The 16493-nt window shown below is 68.3% G+C and carries 15 protein-coding genes and 1 pseudogene; 8 read left to right on the top strand and 8 right to left on the bottom strand.

Features of this window, described 5'->3' with window-relative positions:
* Positions 1 to 7 precede the first annotated feature (7 nt).
* Together ACFQE0_RS05620 and ACFQE0_RS05625 are read right to left on the bottom strand one after the other, a co-directional pair.
* On the bottom strand, positions 8 to 1015 hold the full coding sequence (locus ACFQE0_RS05620; RefSeq protein ID WP_378967879.1) for an FAD binding domain-containing protein: 1008 nt from the start codon (positions 1013 to 1015) through the stop codon (positions 8 to 10).
* Positions 1012 to 1538: pseudogene (locus tag ACFQE0_RS05625) on the bottom strand ((2Fe-2S)-binding protein). Before ACFQE0_RS05625 ends, ACFQE0_RS05620 begins: the two are co-directional and overlap by 4 nt.
* Positions 1539 to 1763: 225 nt before the next feature.
* Here ACFQE0_RS05625 and ACFQE0_RS05630 point away from each other — a divergent pair.
* Together ACFQE0_RS05630 and ACFQE0_RS05635 are read left to right on the top strand one after the other, a co-directional pair.
* The gene (locus ACFQE0_RS05630) at positions 1764 to 3152 is read left to right on the top strand and encodes a M20/M25/M40 family metallo-hydrolase (protein ID WP_378967881.1); all 1389 of its coding nucleotides are present in this window, start codon (positions 1764 to 1766) and stop codon (positions 3150 to 3152) included.
* Between the two features lie 111 nt (positions 3153 to 3263).
* Positions 3264 to 4136 carry a transporter gene (locus tag ACFQE0_RS05635; RefSeq protein WP_378967883.1) on the top strand — a complete coding sequence of 291 codons (873 nt, stop codon included), beginning with the start codon at positions 3264 to 3266 and terminating at the stop codon, positions 4134 to 4136.
* Between the two features lie 167 nt (positions 4137 to 4303).
* Here ACFQE0_RS05635 and ACFQE0_RS05640 read toward each other — a convergent pair whose 3' ends face one another.
* The 4 genes from ACFQE0_RS05640 to ACFQE0_RS05655 all read right to left on the bottom strand — a co-directional run bounded on the left by ACFQE0_RS05640 (position 4304) and on the right by ACFQE0_RS05655 (position 7413).
* The gene (locus ACFQE0_RS05640) at positions 4304 to 4585 is read right to left on the bottom strand and encodes a hypothetical protein (RefSeq protein WP_378967885.1); all 282 of its coding nucleotides are present in this window, start codon (positions 4583 to 4585) and stop codon (positions 4304 to 4306) included.
* 215 nt (positions 4586 to 4800) lie between these two features.
* Complete coding sequence (locus tag ACFQE0_RS05645) at positions 4801 to 5433, bottom strand: nucleotide-binding protein (RefSeq protein WP_378967887.1); 633 nt, start codon at positions 5431 to 5433, stop codon at positions 4801 to 4803.
* A 199-nt stretch (positions 5434 to 5632) separates the two neighbouring features.
* Complete coding sequence (locus ACFQE0_RS05650) at positions 5633 to 6409, bottom strand: YoaK family protein (protein ID WP_378967889.1); 777 nt, start codon at positions 6407 to 6409, stop codon at positions 5633 to 5635.
* Positions 6410 to 6477: 68 nt separating this feature from the next.
* Positions 6478 to 7413 carry a class I SAM-dependent DNA methyltransferase gene (locus tag ACFQE0_RS05655; RefSeq protein WP_378967891.1) on the bottom strand — a complete coding sequence of 312 codons (936 nt, stop codon included), beginning with the start codon at positions 7411 to 7413 and terminating at the stop codon, positions 6478 to 6480.
* A 131-nt stretch (positions 7414 to 7544) separates the two neighbouring features.
* Between ACFQE0_RS05655 and ACFQE0_RS05660 the strand changes: the two genes are divergently transcribed.
* The 6 genes from ACFQE0_RS05660 to ACFQE0_RS05685 all read left to right on the top strand — a co-directional run bounded on the left by ACFQE0_RS05660 (position 7545) and on the right by ACFQE0_RS05685 (position 11640).
* Positions 7545 to 8585 carry a ligase-associated DNA damage response exonuclease gene (locus ACFQE0_RS05660; RefSeq protein ID WP_378967892.1) on the top strand — a complete coding sequence of 347 codons (1041 nt, stop codon included), beginning with the start codon at positions 7545 to 7547 and terminating at the stop codon, positions 8583 to 8585.
* Positions 8582 to 10285 (top strand): cisplatin damage response ATP-dependent DNA ligase, encoded by a 1704-nt coding sequence (locus ACFQE0_RS05665; RefSeq protein ID WP_378967894.1) that lies wholly within the window; start codon positions 8582 to 8584, stop codon positions 10283 to 10285. The genes ACFQE0_RS05660 and ACFQE0_RS05665 overlap by 4 nt, the downstream gene beginning before the upstream one ends.
* Complete coding sequence (locus tag ACFQE0_RS05670; RefSeq protein ID WP_378967896.1) at positions 10282 to 10749, top strand: secondary thiamine-phosphate synthase enzyme YjbQ; 468 nt, start codon at positions 10282 to 10284, stop codon at positions 10747 to 10749. Before ACFQE0_RS05665 ends, ACFQE0_RS05670 begins: the two co-directional genes overlap by 4 nt.
* A 100-nt stretch (positions 10750 to 10849) precedes the next feature.
* Positions 10850 to 11062: a flagellar basal body protein gene (locus tag ACFQE0_RS05675; protein ID WP_378967899.1), complete on the top strand. Its 213-nt coding sequence runs from the start codon at positions 10850 to 10852 to the stop codon at positions 11060 to 11062.
* Positions 11063 to 11125: 63 nt separating this feature from the next.
* Positions 11126 to 11551, top strand: coding sequence for a hypothetical protein (locus ACFQE0_RS05680; RefSeq protein WP_378967901.1), 426 nt, complete (start codon positions 11126 to 11128; stop codon positions 11549 to 11551).
* Positions 11548 to 11640: a flagellar basal body rod C-terminal domain-containing protein gene (locus ACFQE0_RS05685; RefSeq protein ID WP_378967903.1), complete on the top strand. Its 93-nt coding sequence runs from the start codon at positions 11548 to 11550 to the stop codon at positions 11638 to 11640. The genes ACFQE0_RS05680 and ACFQE0_RS05685 overlap by 4 nt, the downstream gene beginning before the upstream one ends.
* Before the next feature lie 6 nt (positions 11641 to 11646).
* Here ACFQE0_RS05685 and ACFQE0_RS05690 read toward each other — a convergent pair whose 3' ends face one another.
* The gene (locus tag ACFQE0_RS05690; protein ID WP_378967905.1) at positions 11647 to 13122 is read right to left on the bottom strand and encodes an efflux transporter outer membrane subunit; all 1476 of its coding nucleotides are present in this window, start codon (positions 13120 to 13122) and stop codon (positions 11647 to 11649) included.
* Positions 13123 to 13343: 221 nt separating this feature from the next.
* The gene (locus ACFQE0_RS05695) at positions 13344 to 16493 is read right to left on the bottom strand and encodes an efflux RND transporter permease subunit (RefSeq protein ID WP_378967907.1); all 3150 of its coding nucleotides are present in this window, start codon (positions 16491 to 16493) and stop codon (positions 13344 to 13346) included.

Consider the following 16493-nt stretch of genomic DNA (forward strand, 5'->3'; position numbering starts at 1 on the left):
CGTGACCTCACTGGATGCGCTTGTCGCTGAGCGACTGGGGCGTGCCCGCGGCGGCCTGTTCGAGGCCGCGCACGATGGCGCGCCGGGCGAGTTCGATCTTGAAGCCGTTCTCGGATTGGGGCTTCGCCTCGGCGACGATCATGTCGGCGACCTTGGTGAAGGTCTCCCGCGTCGCCTTCTTTCCCGCGAGCTCGGCCTCGGCCTGCATGTTGCGCCAGGGCTTGTGGGCGACACCGCCCAGCGCCAGCCGCGCGGTCTTGATCGTGTCGCCGTCGAGTTCGAGGGCGGCGGCCACCGAGACCAGGGCGAAAGCGTAGGACAGCCGGTCGCGCAGCTTCAGGTAGGTGTAGTTCTTGGCGAAGCCGTTCTCCGGCAGATCGACCGCGACGACGATCTCGCCGTCCTTGAGGGTCGTGTCCTTCTCCGGCTCGTTGCCGGGCAGGCGGTGGAACTCGGCGAACGGGATCGCGCGCGCTCCGTTCGGCCCATCGACCTGCACCGTCGCCTCGAGGGCGGCCAGCGCGATGCACATGTCGGACGGGTGCGTCGCGATGCATTTGTCACTGGTGCCGAAGATGGCGTGGATGCGGTTCACCCCACCGATCGCTGGACAGCCAGAGCCGGGCTCGCGTTTGTTGCAGGGCGTGCCTGCATCGTAAAAATAGTAGCAGCGGGTGCGCTGGAGCAGGTTGCCGCCGGTCGTCGCCGCATTGCGCAGCTGCGCCGAGGCACCGGCCAGGATCGCGTTGCGCAGGAGCGGATAGCGCTCGGCGACGCGGGAATCGTAGGCGACCGTGGCATTGGTGGCGAGCGCCCCGAGGCTCAGGCCGCCGTCCTTCTCCTCGATGCCCTTGAGGGGCAGGTTGGTGATGTCGATGAGGCGGCCCGGCTTCTCGACCTCGTACTTCATCAGATCGATGAGGTTGGTGCCCCCGGCGATGAAGCGGGCCCCGGCCCCGAAGGCGCCGACCGCCTCCGCCACCGTACCCGCACGGACGTAATCGAAGCGGTTCATCGGGCACCCCCGTGCTGCATGACGTCTTCGATGGCGTCGACGATGTTGGTGTAGGCGCCGCAGCGGCAGATGTTGCCGCTCATGGCCTCGCGGATCTCGTCGCGGCTCTGGGCGTGGCCCTCGTTCATCATGCCGACCGCCGAGCAGAGCTGCCCCGGTGTGCAGTAGCCGCACTGGAAAGCATCGTGCTCGATGAAGGCTTCCTGGATCGGGTGCAGGGCGTTGCTGCCCTTGCGCTCGCCGAGGCTCGCCAAGCCCTCGACGGTCGTGATCTCGGCGCCGTCCTTCATCACCGCCAGGGTGAGGCAGGCATTCACGCGGATGCCGTCCACCAGCACGGTGCAGGCGCCGCACTGGCCGTGATCGCAGCCCTTCTTGGTACCGGTGAGATCCAGGCGCTCGCGCAGCAGATCGAGGAGGGTGGTCCAGGGAGCCACCTTCGCTCCCGGCGCTGGCCGTTGATGGTGAGCGTGATGCCGATGGGCGTATCCGCCGAAACCGGCGGACTCTGTTCGAGCAGCATGGCGTCGTCCGCGAAAATGGGCCGGCAGGGCCGGCGAGGAGGATCGGGTTCCGACGGGCCGGCCACGCGAGGGGCCGCCCATGGCCGGGCACGTCGATAACCATTCCAAACTGAGGCTGTTCCGGGGATGGATGGTCTCAGGGCGCCTGTGCGCCTCGCCCCATTGCCGCCCGCCGCCGCCCTCGGCTAACCGTGGGGCACTTCCCGGCAGCCCGGAGTTTCCCGATGCCCGCCCTCGACGCGATCCTGAACGACATCGACGTGGATCTCGACAACGCGCTCGAACGGCTCTTCGCCTTCCTGCGCATTCCCTCGATCTCGACGGACCCGGCCTATGCCGGCCAGTGCCGCGAGGCCGCCGCGTGGCTCGCCAAGGATCTGACGGCTTTGGGCTTCGAGACCTCGGTGGAGGAGACCTCGCTCCACCCGGTGGTGCTCGCCCACAAGCCGAAGCCGGGGGCGCCGCATGTTCTGTTCTACGGCCATTACGACGTGCAGCCGGTCGACCCCCTGGACCTCTGGACGCATCCGCCCTTCGAGCCGCGGATCTCGGAGGACGAGCAGGGTGGCAAGAAAATCGTCGCGCGCGGCGCCTCGGACGACAAGGGTCAGGTAATGACCTTCGTGGAGGCCTGCCGGGCGCATCTCGCCATGAACGGCGAACTGCCCTGCGGCGTCACGATCCTGATCGAGGGCGCCGAGGAGAGCGGCTCACAGGGCCTCCCCGAATGGGTGACGCAGAACCAGGACCGGTTGGGCTGCGACGTGGTCCTCGTCTGTGACACCGGGATGTGGGACCCCAGGACCCCGCAGATCACCTCGTCGCTGCGCGGCCTGTGCTACTTCGAGGTGAAAGTCACCTGCGCCGACCGCGACCTGCATTCGGGCTTCTTCGGTGGCGCGGCGCGCAATCCGATCCATGTCCTGTCGCGCATCGTCGCCGACCTGCACGACGCGGACGGCAAGGTGACGATCCCCGGCTTCTACGAGGGTGTGCACGAGCGCCCGGCGGAGGTGATCGAGCAATGGCGCGGCCTCGGCATGACGCCCGAGACGCTGCTCGGCCCCATCGGCCTGAAGGAGCCTGCCGGTGAGAAGGGGCGCCTGCCCCTGGAGCTGGTGCAGTCCCGGCCCGCCTGCGACGTCAACGGGATCTGGGGCGGTTACACCGCCGAGGGCACCAAGACGGTGATTGCTTCCACCGCTTCGGCCAAGGTCTCGTTCCGTCTCGTGGACGACCAGGACCCGGCGGCGCTCGCCAAGAGCTTCGAGGCCTTCATCCGCGAGCGCGTACCCGCCGATTGCTCGGTCGAGGTCATCACCTACAAGGGCTCGCGGGCGATCAGCCTGCCCTTCGACATGCCCGAACTCGCCACTGCCAAGGCGGCGTTGCAGGAGGAATGGGGCGTGCCCGCCGTGACGGTGGGCGCGGGCGGCTCGATCCCGATCGTGGGCGACTTCAAGCGCATCCTCGGCAAGGACACGCTGCTCATCGGCTTCGGCCTCGACGATGACCGCATTCATTCGCCGAACGAGAAGTACGACCTCACGAGCTTCCACAAAGGTACCCGCTCCTGGGCGCGGATTCTGTCCGCGTTGGGCGCGCGGGCCTGACCGCGCCTGTGCCGTAGGACACGCGGCCCGCCTCCATCCCGAACCTGCAGGGATGGGGTGCCGAAGCTGAGCCGTCTCATCGACTGGGACGGTAAGCACAGGCGGTGCGGAATGCGGAATGTCGTGAAGCGGGGCGCGGCCCTCGGCCTGGGACTGAGCGCGGCCCTGACGGGAGGTGCCGCGCAGGCGGGCTCGGCGGCACAGCCGGGCCAGACCATCGGCCTTCCGACCGGCGCACAATTGCCGGTCGGCATCTACTTCGTGAACCTGTCGAGCTTCGGCGTGCGCGATACCTCGCCCGCCTCCTCGGAATCGAACGTCAACCTGCCGACGCTCGCCATTTCGACCCCCTGGACCGTGCTCGGCGCGCGGCTCCAGTTCTTCTTCACCCAGCCCGTGGTGGCCTCGAGCCCGCGCGGGGGGCCGTACCAGAGCGGCATCGGCCAGCAATTGCTCGCCGGACAGCTGGCCTGGGACCTCGGCAACGATTTCGGCGTGAGCTACCTGTTCGGCGGCTACCTGCCGATCGACACCCGCTTCCTCACTCAGGAGGCCTCGCTCTCGCACCGCTTCGCGGCGAGCTACACCGGCAACGGCTTCAACCTGACAGCGAACTTGCTCTACGGCACGTTCCTCAACGAGCGCTCGCCCTTCGGCGTGCTCTACCCGGACTATTTGAACCTCGACATCACGGCGACGAAGAAGTTCGGCAAGCTCGAGATCGGCCCGGTGGCCTTCGGCTCGACCGATCTGCCGACCCGCGTGACGGGCTACCAGCGGCAGGGGCAGATCGCGGTCGGAGGACTGGTCGGGTACAATTTTGGCCCGGTGAACCTCCAGGCCTATGTCACCCGCGACCTGATCGAGCGCAATTATGGGGGCTACGAAACCCGCGGCTGGCTGCGTGCCATCGTGCCGCTCTACCAGGACAAGAAGGACGTCGCCCCGAACCGCACCCTCGTGACCCGCGAACAGGGGGGCTGAAGGTCTTTTCTGTAATCCCTGGATCGCTCTCGCACCTCCGTCATTGCGAGCGAAGCAAAGCAATCCAGGGAGCCGCTTTCCCTGGATTGCTTTGCTCGCAATGACGACTTGGCATGGAAAAACCCCCGCGATCCGAGGATCGCGGGGGTTTTCGTGGTCACACCGTCTCAGCGACGGGGCGCGAAGCCCGAAGCCCAGTGGGGGGCGACGAGGTCGCCGCGGCGGACCGTGCCCCGGGCACCGTCATTGAACATCGGCGCGCCGGCGATCTGGCCCGAACCCATCCGCTGAGAGTGGAGCGACTTCGGGTTGTGGTACGGGTCGCTGATGTAGCTGCTCATGTGGCCGCCACCCGCCGACTGGCGGCTGCCGTCACCGCCTTCGGCATGGGCGAGGCCCGGCATGGCGAGGGCAGCGGTGGCGAGGCCAAGGATCAGGAAGCGCTTCATCTCTACAATCCCTTGAGAAAGACTTGCGCTGGACCCTTTGTCCTGCGCCGATGAGAGGAATGTAGATCAGATCTTCAAACGTAGAAGTGCGCGCACGCACAGTATATCTCGCTGTATTTTAATCCGAATATTATTCCTGCCCGGTGCGTCCACGCACACAGGCGCTCGTCATCGCGCACGGCGCGGGATGACGGGCAGGGGAGAGGAGTGACGCGTCAGCGCGGCGCGATCCGCTGATCGATCCAGGACCAGAGGCTGCGGATCTCGGATGCCGCGTAGCCGCCGGGGGCGTGCTCGGTGACGCCCAGGCCCAGGGCGATGGCGTCCTGATGATCGACCCGCTGCAGGATGGCGGGCTCGGCCATCATCCCGAGTCCCGCGAGCTGCCGTGCATAGAGCCCGGTGCGCGGCGAGGGCGGCGGCGGGCATTGGTTGAGGACGAGGGCGAGGCGCTCGCCCATGCCCTGGCCCGCCAGCAATTCGATGGTCGGCAGGGCGGCCATGAGGTCGAGGCGCGAAGGGCGGATCGGGATGAGGACAAGATCCGCGAGCCGCAGGATCGCGGCGATGCCGCCGATGGAGGCGCCGGGCGTATCGATGATGGCGAGCGTGCGCGCCTGCTCGGCCTGCTGGTCGAGAATCGGCTGAAATTGCGCGAATTCCCAGGGGCGCAGCAGGTCGACCGCCGGTTCGGGCTGCGTCCGCAGCTTACCCCAGGCGGCGAGGGATCCTTGCGGATCGGAATCGAACACGGTGACCCGCTCGCCCGCCTGAGTCGCCGCGACGGCCAGGGAGGCGGCGAGCGTCGTCTTGCCGGTGCCGCCCTTCTGGACGGCGATCGCGACCACGCGGGGTCGGGGGCGGAGCTCACGCTCGGCCGTTCTTCGGTTCGGGGCGTGTACGCCGGGAGTCCATCGTGCGGTTCCGTCACCCGGGGCGGACGGAGGAGCCGCCTATAGTCCGGGCGGCTCTGCCTTTAAGCCACGCGCGGCCTGCGGGAAACCGCACGCCGCGCCTCGCCCACAATCTGCGCGAACGAACCGGCGATCAGTGAATCGCGTCGATGATCTTCGCCTTGGCGCTGGCATCCGGGGCGGGCGAGGAGCCCGCAATCAGGGTGCTGCCGGGTCTGGCGATGGTCAGCGCGATGGCGATGAGGGCGAGGATCGCCGCGAGACCGGCGGGGAACAGGAAGGCCAGCTCGCCGAAGCGGTAATCGAGCAGGCCGCCGAGCACGGCGCCGGTGCTGAGGCCCGCCCAGAGCGGCGCCTGGATCCAGAACGAGGGCGCCACCGTGCCCATGAGCAGGTTGGCGCAGCCCGTGCCGAAGCGAACCACCGCGCCGGTCACGTAGGTGAGCGCCAGGGAGCGCCCGGCCTCGTCCTGAAGGGTCGCGTTCTGCAGGCCGAGCGCCAGCACGATCGGATAGGCGTGGAGCGGATAGGCGAAGGTGCCCCAGGGCATCAGAAGGCCGACGGACATCAGCGCCGCTTGCAACGTCAGCAGCACCGAGAGCCGCCAGCGTCCCACCGCCGCCGCGATGAGCGTGCCGAGGAAGGCGCCGAAGCAGAACACCGCGATGGTGCTGGCGACGCGGGTGACGTTCTCCCAGTCGCCGTTGGACACCGCCACGCCGAAGCGGGTGGTATTGCCCGACATGAACGACATGAAGAGCTGCGAGAATTCGAGGAAGCCGATGGAATCGGCGGTGCCCGCGAGCATTGCGAGGGCGATGGCGAAGAACAGCCTCGTCCGCGGATCGGCGGGAAACGACTTGTCGGCCGGTGCGCCGGATTTGTCCTTATCGATCCGCTCGTTGACCATCCATCACCCCCCGCGACCTTGGCCGCAAAGGTGCGGCCGACCATTAATGGACGGCGCCGCCGGAGGTTTCATCCAACCCCCGATTGCAATGCGGCGATGCGGCCCGGTACGGGGCGACCGCCTTCGAAGCGAACGGCGGCCTCCTGCAACACCCGGACCGACAATCCTGCCGCCAGCGCCGTATGGAGCAGGTAGGCATCCCCATGAGCGTAGCGTCCGTCCGTGCCGAGGCGCACGGACGGGCCCTCCCCGTCCGGTGATTGGATCGTAAAGGCCGCCCATCCGCCCGGTCGCAGCACGCGGGCGATGCCGGATAGGACGGGCGCGAGATCGGCACAGTAGATGAACACGTCCGCCGCGACGCAGAGGTCGGCCGAGGCTTCGGGTTCGTCGCGCAGGAAGCCCACGAGGTCGCCTGTCACCAACCGGTCGTAGCAGCCCTTGGTCCGCGCCTGAGCGAGCATGGCGGGGGAAAGGTCCACTCCCGTCAGGTGCCCCACGCGGTGGGCGATGGCTGCACCCGCGAGGCCGGTGCCGCAGCCCAGGTCGAGCACCACCGGGAACCGGGCGGGCTCTTCGGGCAGCACCTCCGCCACCAGGGCCGGGCCGACATAACGTAGTCCCTCCACGAGGTGCCGCTCGAAGCGCGGGGCATAGCCGTCGAACAGGGCGCGGACATAGGCAGGCGTCAGGGCGACACCCGCTTCGGCCCCGAGCCGGGCGAGGTGCAGCCCGGCGCCGATCGTATCCTCCGGATCGAGGCCCCGCGCGGTCTCGTAGGCCGCCCTCGCGGCCTCCCGCTCCGCCGGATCGCGGGAAGCCGAGAACAGCGCCTCCCGCGCCCGGCCGAGCAGCAGCCATGCGGGCGCGTAGCGCGGGGCGATCTCCACGGCCTGGGCGGCGAGGTCGGCGCAGGCCGACGCATCGCCCTCCGCGAGACAGGCTTCGGCGTAGCGATAGCGGCGGTCGGCGAGGAGATCGCCGGAACTCTGGGGGACGTACATGCGTCGATCAAGGTTTCGAAAGGGCGGGCCCTTTCGCGGGTGCAGGGTAGAACCCTGCATAACGTCGGGGCCTGGCCCCGACACCCCACCAAAGGGCTCGCCCTTTGAGAACCCCATGGGAACGAGGGTCGATGTCCACACGCGCGAGCGACCTGCTCACCCTCACCCGCGAGGGGCTCTACTGCCCCCTCGGGGATTTCCACGTCGATCCGACCTGGCCGGTGAAGCGGGCGCTGATCACCCATGGTCATGCCGACCATGCCCGCGCCGGACACATACAGGTCATGGCCACCCCCGAGACCCTGCGCATCATGGCCGTGCGCTACGGCGAGGATTTCTGCACCACCTCGCAGGAAGCCGCTCTGGGCGAGGCGATCCGGATCGGCGACGTCACCGTGCGCTTCGTCCCCGCCGGGCACGTGCTCGGCTCGGCGCAGATCGTCATCGAGCGCGAGGGCGTACGGGTCGTGGTCTCCGGCGACTACAAGCGCGCTCCCGACCCGACCTGCCTGCCCTTCGAGGTCGTGCCCTGCGACGTGTTCATCACCGAGGCGACCTTCGGCCTGCCGGTCTTCACCCATCCCGACACGCGCGGCGAGGTCCGCAAGCTCCTCGATTCGCAGAGGCTGTTCCCTGAGCGCACCCACATCGTCGGCGCCTATGCGCTGGGCAAGGCGCAGCGGGTGATGGCGCTGCTGCGCGAGGAGGGCTGGGACGGGCCGATCCATCTCCACGGGGCGATGGAGAAGCTGACCGAACTGTACAAGCGCGAGGGCATCCCGCTGGGCGAGACGCGCAAGGTGGTGGCTGCCGAGCGCAAGGACCTCGCGGGCGCCATCGTGATCTGCCCGCCCTCCTCCATCCAGGACCTGTGGTCGCGCAAGTTCCCCGATCCGGTGACCTGCTTCGCGTCCGGCTGGATGCGGGTGCGCGCCCGCGCCCGGCAGAAGGGTGTCGAACTGCCCCTCGTGATCTCCGACCACGCCGACTGGCCGGACCTGTGCCGCACCATCCGTGAGACCGGCGCGGGCGAGGTCTGGGTGACCCACGGACAGGAAGACGCCCTGGTCCATTGGTGCGGGACGGAAGGCATCCGGGCCAAGCCCCTGCATCTCCTTGGCTATGGCGATGACGGCGAGGCCGAGCCCGCCCCGGCGGAGGAGGCGGCGTGAACGACTTCGCCCATCTGCTCGACCGCCTCGGCTACGAGCCTCGCCGCAACGCCAAGCTGCGTCTGCTTCAGGATTACTTCGCCAGGACGCCCGATCCGGAGCGGGGCTATGCGCTCGGCGCCATGACCGGCACCCTGAGTTTTCGCGAAGCCAAGCCCGCGCTGATCCGGGGGCTGGTGGAGGAGCGCATCGACCCGGTGCTGTACCGGCTGTCGCACAATTACGTCGGCGATCTCGCCGAGACCACGGCGCTGATCTGGCCGGGGCCGCCCCCGGTGGAGGCGGGGATCGGCCACAACAACCCGCCGCCGCCGAGCCTCGCCGAGGTGGTCGAGACCCTGGCTTCGACGGCGAAGAAGGACCTGCCGCAGCATCTCGCCACCTGGCTCGACGCCCTCGACGAGACCGGGCGCTGGGCGCTTCTGAAGCTCGTGACCGGCAATCTGCGGGTCGGTGTCTCGGCACGGCTCGCCAAGACGGCCGTCGGGGCCCTGGGCGGGCACGAGGCCGACGCCGTCGAGGAAGTCTGGCACGGGCTGGAGCCGCCCTTCGAGACCCTGTTCGCCTGGGTCGAGGGCCGGGCCGAGCGCCCCGAGACCCTGAACCCGGCTCCGTTCCGGCCGCCAATGCTCTCGCACCCGATCGAGGAGCGCGACGACCTCGACAAGCTCGAGCCGGAGGCCTTTTCCGCCGAATGGAAATGGGACGGCATCCGCGTCCAGCTCGTCGGGGGGCGCGACCGGGCGGGGGTCCAGGTCGGGAAGGTCTATTCCCGCACGGGCGAAGACATCACCGGCGCCTTCCCCGACCTTGCCGAGGCGATCACCTTCGAGGGGGCGCTCGATGGCGAGTTGCTGATCCTGCGCGAGGGCCGCGTGCAGAGTTTCAACGTGCTGCAGCAACGGCTCAACCGGAAGACCGTGACCGCGAAACTCCTCGATGAGTTTCCGGCCCATGTCCGCGCCTACGACCTGCTGGCGAGCGAGGGAGAAGATCTGCGCCCGGAGCCGTTTTCGGACCGCCGGACACGGCTGGAAGCGGTGATCCGCCGCCTCGACCATGCCCGCATCGACATCTCGCCCCTCGTGCCCTTCGCGGATTGGGATGCACTTGCCGCCGCCCGGGCCGATCCGGCCTCCGTCGGCGCGGGGGAGGATGCGGACGCGATCGAGGGCGTGATGCTCAAGCGCCGCAACAGCACCTACCTGCCGGGGCGCCCCAAGGGTCCGTGGTGGAAGTGGAAGCGCGAGCCGCACATCGTCGATGCCGTGATGATGTATGCCCAGCGCGGGCACGGGAAGCGTTCGTCCTTCTATTCGGACTACACGTTCGGCGTGTGGCGCGAGGCGCCGGAGGGCGGCGACGAGCTGGTGCCGGTGGGCAAGGCGTATCACGGCTTCACCGATGCCGAACTCGCCAAGCTCGACCGCTACGTCCGCAACAACACCACCAAGCGCTTCGGCCCCGTGCGGGAGGTCGCCTATGGGCGCGAGGCCGGACTGGTGCTGGAAATCGCCTTCGAGGGCGTGCAACGCTCCACCCGCCACAAATCGGGGGTGGCGATGCGCTTCCCCCGCGTCAGCCGTATCCGCTGGGATAAGCCCCCGGCGGAGGCCGACCGGATCGACGTGCTGGAGCGCATCCTCGCCCGGGGCGAGAAGGAGATCGCCCCCGGCGCCAGCCTGGAGCAGGACGCATGAGACAGGGCCAGATCGGACGCGTCGAAACCTTGGCCTCGGGCCCTGTGACGCGGCAGGCGAGCGGGCGGCTCACCATTGGCACCGCCGGCCAGGGCTTCACGGATTTCACCGATGCGGTGGCGGGCTTCGTGCGCGAGAGCGGCCTCACGAATGGCCTCGCCAGCGTGTTCTGCCGCCACACCTCGGCCTCCCTCACGATCCAGGAAAACGCCGACCCGGACGTGCAGACCGACCTGCTCACCGCCCTCGATGGCCTCGCCCCCCGGCACGGTGCCTATGTCCATGGTTGCGAGGGGCCGGACGACATGCCCGCCCATATCCGCACGATGCTGTCCGATTCGGGCCTCCTCATCCCGATCGTGGGCGGGCGTCTCGGCCTTGGAACATGGCAGGGGATCTACCTGATCGAGCATCGCGACCGCCCCCACCGGCGGGAGATCCTTCTGAACGTCATCGGCGATTGATGATGCTGCGGCCGTTCGCGAAACATTCAGGAACACACCTGCGCTTAACAGTTTCGAAACCATAAGATCTGGCCGGATGATCCCGGCCAGGACGACGCCTATGAGCCTCCTCGACGCGGTCTCGAACTCCACCAGCGGCCTCTCGGCCCAGGCTTTTGCCCTGAACACGATTTCCGGCAACATCGCCAATACGACGACGGCAGGCTTCAAGAGCACCGACACCCACTTCGCCGACCTGCTGGCCGAGACCGGGTCCAGTCCGCAACAGGCGGGCGGCGTCTCCCTCAGTACCCGCTCCAGCCTGCAACTATAGGGCACCATCGCCTCGACCGGGGTTTCGACGAACCTCGCCATCTCCGGCGACGGCTACTTCATCGTGAAGCCGAATACCGGCTCGGCCAATGCTCCGAGCTTCAACGGCCAGACGGGCTATACCCGCCGGGGCGATTTCGCGCCCGATGCCAACGGCTACCTCGTGAACGGGGCGGGCTACTACCTGTTCGCAGGCCCCTCCGCGAGCACGCCCGTACAGGTCTCCACCGGCAGCGCCTCACCCGCGAGCCTCACCGTCTCGCCGACCGGCGCCCTCACCGCATCCAATGCCGACGGCAGCACCCGGAGCCTGGGGACGATGACCCTCGCTCAGTTCGACGGACCGGAGAACCTCGCCCCCTCGACGGCGGCACCTACCTCGCCACCGATGCTTCGGGGGCGCCGAGCTACGGCTTCTCGGGATCGAGCATCGCCACCGGCTCGATCGAGCAATCGAACGCCAACATCTCGGACCAGTTCGCCAAGATGATCGAGACGCAGCAGGCCTACAGCGCCAACACCAAGGTGCTGAACGCCGCCAACGAGATGCTGCAGGACGCCCTTACGATGTATGTGTGAGGCGGCTCACAGGAACTTCAGCGGGTCCGTCTCGGGCGGAGCCGGGGCGACGTCGTTGCGGTTCCACCAGCCGCCGCCGAGAGCGACGAACAGAGCCGCCGTGTCGGCATATTGCGTGGCGCGCGCACCAGCCGAGGTGATCAGCGCCGAGAGATAGCCCTGCTGCGCGATCAGCACCTGCGTCGAGTTCACCGCGCCCGCCGTGTACTGCTTGCGGATCAGTTCCAGGCTCTTGCCCGTCGCCTGCTCGGCGGCCTCGGCAGCGGCCACGGCCCTGGCGTCGGCCTGGAGGGCGCGGAGCGCGTCGGCCACGTTCTGGAAGGCCGTGATCACCACCGCCTTGTACTGGGCCTGGGCCTGGGTCAGCGTCTCCTCCGCCGCCCGCTGCCGCCGGAACAGCGTGCCCGCGTCGAAGATCGGCGCCGTCGTCTGGCCGATGATCGTGAAGAAGGACGCCCCCGGATTCACGACCTGCGCGAGGCGCACGGCGCTCGATCCGCCGGTGACGGAGATGTTGAACTGCGGCAGGCGGTTGGCCACGGCCACGCCGACATTCGCGCTCGCCTGCTGCACCAGGGCCTCGGCCGCCTTCACATCCGGCCGCTGCTGCACGAGGCGCGAGGGCAGGCTCACCGGCAGCCGGGTCGGTAGGCGCAGGGCCGAGAGGGTGAAGGTCTCGGACACCTCGTCGGACGGAAGGCGCCCGGCCAGGGCGGTGAGCAGGTCGCGCTGGATCGCGAGCTGCTTCTCCAGCGGCGGCAGCAATTGCTGCGACAGGGCGAGGGCCGCCTGCTGCTGCACCACGTCGGCCCCGGCGATCTGCCCGAGGGATAATTGCTTGTTGTAGAGGCCGAGCACCTCGGTCTGGGCCTGGATCACCTTCCGGGTGGCGTCGATCTGCGCCCGCAGGGAGGCTTCCTGAATGGCGGCGGCCACGACGTTGGCGGTGAGGCTGAGATAGGCGGCTTCCAGCTGGAAGCGCTGGTTCTCGGTCGTCGCCTCCAGGGATTCGATCTGCCGCCGGTTTCCGCCGAACACGTCGGGGCTGTAGGAAACCACCGCCTGCGGCGTGAAGAGCGAGTAGAGATACTGGCTCTGGTTGTTCAGCGGCGATTGCAGGTTCAGCCCGGGCGCCTGCGCCTCCTGCGCCTGCGGCGTGGCGGTGAGCGTCGGGTAGAGGGTGCCCTTCTGCGCCAGTACGTTCTGCTGCGCGATCCGCAGGCCCGCCTGGGCCGCCTCGAGATTCGGGTTGTTGGCGAGCGCCTGCTCCACAAGGCGATTCAGCGCCTTCGAATGGAACAGGGTCCACCACTGGCCGGGAATGTCGGCGCCGGACACGAAGCTCTGGTCGGCCGAGCCGCCCTGGCGGGTGCGCACCGAGTCGGCGGCCGAGGGGTTCGCCAGGGTTTCCTTGGTGTAGCGCGTAGCCGGGGGGCCTCTGGCGGCACGAAGTTCGGCCCCACGGCGCAGGCCGACAGCCACGCCGCCGCAAAGGATCCGGCGACGACGCCGCGCGTCGTCCGGGCCGCCGCGATCCGCGCGGCTCCGTTCCGGCCCCTCCTGGTCATCATGCCCCCGCCGCGGTCGAACACCCGCTCAGATCCTCGCGAGAAGCGCCGCCGGGGCGACGCAAGTCAATGCGGCGCGTCCCGCCGGCGCCCGGGGACGCCGCGCCTGTGTCCGGTGCGCCACGGCGATGACCATCACGCCGCCATCCGGTGCTCGCGGAGCGCCCGCGCGTCGGGGTTGGTCTTCCGCCGGGAGAACAGGGAGATCAGGATCGGCACGATCACGAGGATCAGGTTCGGGGCGAGGATGATGCCGCCCACCACCACCAGCGCCAGGGGCTTCTGCACCTGCGAGCCGATGCCGGTGGAGATGGCGGCAGGCAGCAGACCGACGCAGGCCGCGACGCAGGTCATCATTACCGGGCGCATGCGCACCACGGCCGCGTTCCAGATCGCCTCGGACCGTTCCCAGCCCTCCTCAAGAAGCTGGTTGTAATAGGCGAGCAGGATCACGCCCTCCATGGTCGAGATTCCGAACAGGGCGATGAAGCCGATCGCCGCCGAGATCGAGAAGGGCGTGCCCGTCGCGAACAGGGCGAAGATGCCCCCGATCATCGCCATCGGGATCACCGAGAGCGTCAACAGCATGTCGGTGACGGAGGAGAAGTTCACGAACAGCAGGAGCGCGATCAGCAGCAGCGTGATCGGCACGACGAGGCTCAGCCGCGCTGCCGCCTCGGTGAGGTTGGTGAACTGGCCGACCCATTCCGCATGGTAGCCGGAGGGCATGTCGACCTCCTGCTCCACCCGGCGCTGGGCTTCGAGCACGGTCGAGCCGAGGTCGCGCCCGCGCACCGAGAACTTCACCGGGATGTAGCGCTCCTGATCCTCCCGGTAGATGAAGGAGGCGCCGGAGACGAGGTCCACATCGGCGATCTCGGAGAGGGGCACGGGCACCACGCCGCCATTGGGGTTCTGGGCGCCCACCGAGATGTTGCGGATGGTGGCGAGCGACGAGCGGTACTCCTTGGCCAGCCGCACCCGCATGGGGAAGTGCCGGTCCGAGCCGTATTCGTAGAGGTCGCCGACGATCTGACCGCCGATGGCCGCCTGGATCGTCGTGTTCACGTCGCTGATCGTCAGGCCGTAGCGGGCGGCCTTGTGCCGGTCCACGTCGATGCGCACCGTCGGCTGGCCGAGGCTCTCGAACACCGACAGGTCGGTGATGCCGGGCACGGTGGAGAGCACGGCCTTCACTTGGTTCGCGGTCTTGGTCAGCTGCGCGAGATCGGTGCCGTAGATCTTCACCGAGTTCTCACCCTTCACGCCCGAGGCCGCCTCTTGGACGTTATCCTCGATATACTGGGAGAAGTTGAACTCGATGCCGGGGAATTCCTCTGCGAGCTTGACGCTGAGGTCGCGGATCAGGGTGTCCTTGTCGAGTCCCTTGCGCCATTGATCGATGGGCTTGAGCGGCGCCAGGATCTCCACGTTGAAGAAACCGGTGGCGTCGGTGCCGTCGTTCGGCCGCCCCTGGTGCGAGATGACCGTGATCACCTCCGGCACGTCCTGGAAGATCTTCCGCAGGCGCTGCACGTAGGCATTGCCCGCCTCCAGGGAGATCGAGGACGGCATGGTGCCACGCACGTAGAGGTTGCCCTCCTCCAGCTTCGGCAGGAATTCTAGGCCGAGATGGCGGGCGGCGAGGCCCGAGCCGAGCAGCACTGCGATCGTCACGGCCACGGTGATCACCCGGTTGCGCAGGCCGAAGCGCAGGGCGGCCTCGTGGGCGACGCGCAGCACCCGCACGATCAGCGTGTCGCGCTCCTCGACCTTCTTCGGCAGCATGAGCGCCGAGAGGGCGGGCGAGACCGTGAAGGTGGCGATGAGGCCGCCGACCAGGGCGTAGGCGTAGGTCTTGGCCATCGGCCCGAAGATGTGGCCCTCGACCCCGGTCATCGTGAAGAGCGGCAGGAAGCCCACGATGATGATGGTGGCCGAGAAGAAGATCGCCCGGTTCACCTCCGCGCCCGCGATGGCGATGGTGCCGAGCCGCCCCTTCAGGCCCCCCGGTGCCGCCTGCCCCTCGGAATGTTCCGGCTCCGCGAGGTGGCGGAACACGTTCTCGACCATGATCACCGTCGCGTCGACGATGAGGCCGAAATCGATGGCGCCGAGGGAGAGGAGGTTCGCGGAATCGCCGCGCACCACGAGGATGAGGATGGCGAAGCCCAGCGCAAAGGGGATCGTCGCCGCCACGATGATCGCGCTCGTGAGCGAGCCGAGGAACAGCCACTGCACCACGAAGACCAGCACCACGCCGAAGACGAGGTTGTGCATCACGGTGTGCGTGGTGGTGTGAATCAGCCCCGAGCGGTCGTAGATGCGCTCGATCTTCACGTCCGGCGGCAGGACGGTGGAATTGTTGATCCGGTCGATCTCGGCCTCGACCCGCTCCAGGGTCGGCAGGCTCTCGCCCCCGCGGGTCATGAGCACGATGCCCTCGACCACGTCCGGCTGGTTGTCGTGGCCGACGATGCCGAGGCGCGGCGCGTTCGAGACGCGCACGTCGGCCACGTCCCGCACCAGCACCGGCACGCCGTTGACGAGGCTGATCAGCGTATCCCTGATGTCGTCCATGTCGCGGATCAGGCCGACGCCACGCACCACGGCCGATTGCTGGCCGACATTGAGCGTCTGGCCGCCGACGTTGATGGACGCGTTGTTCAGGGCGTTCGTCAGCTGCACCAGGGTCAGGCCCTGGGCCTGGAGCCGGTTCAGGTCGACGGCGACCTCGTATTCCTTGGCCTTGCCGCCGAAAGCCGTCACGTCGACCACGCCGGGGATCGCCTTGAAGCGGCGCTGCAGCACCCAATCCTGCAGGGTCTTCATGTCCGTGGGCGAGTAGCCCTTCGGCCCGACGAGCTTGTAGCGCATGATCTCGCCGACGGGGCTCGTCGGGGAGATCGAGGGCTGGGCGCCGTTGGGCAGGGACGGGGCCTGCGACAGGCGGTTGAGCACCCGCTGAAGCGCTTCCTCGTAAGTGTAATTGTAGTTGAACTGCACCTTCACGTCGGACAGGCCGAACAACGAGATGGTGCGCACCACCTGCGCGTTGGGGATGCCCGCCAGCGCGACTTCCAAGGGAATCGTGATGTAGCGCTCGATCTCGTCCGCCGACTGGCCGGGATTCTGGGTGATGACGTCGACGAGCGGCGGCACCGGGTCCGGGTAGGCCTCGATGTTGAGCTTCGTATAGGCGGCGTAGCCGATGCCGAGCATCAGCACGAACAGCAGGCAGACGAGGACGCGCTGCCGGAGCGCGAAGACGATCAGAGCGTTCAT

It is taken from the genome of Methylobacterium komagatae (assembly GCF_042661665.1).
Classification (GTDB): domain Bacteria; phylum Pseudomonadota; class Alphaproteobacteria; order Rhizobiales; family Beijerinckiaceae; genus Methylobacterium; species Methylobacterium komagatae.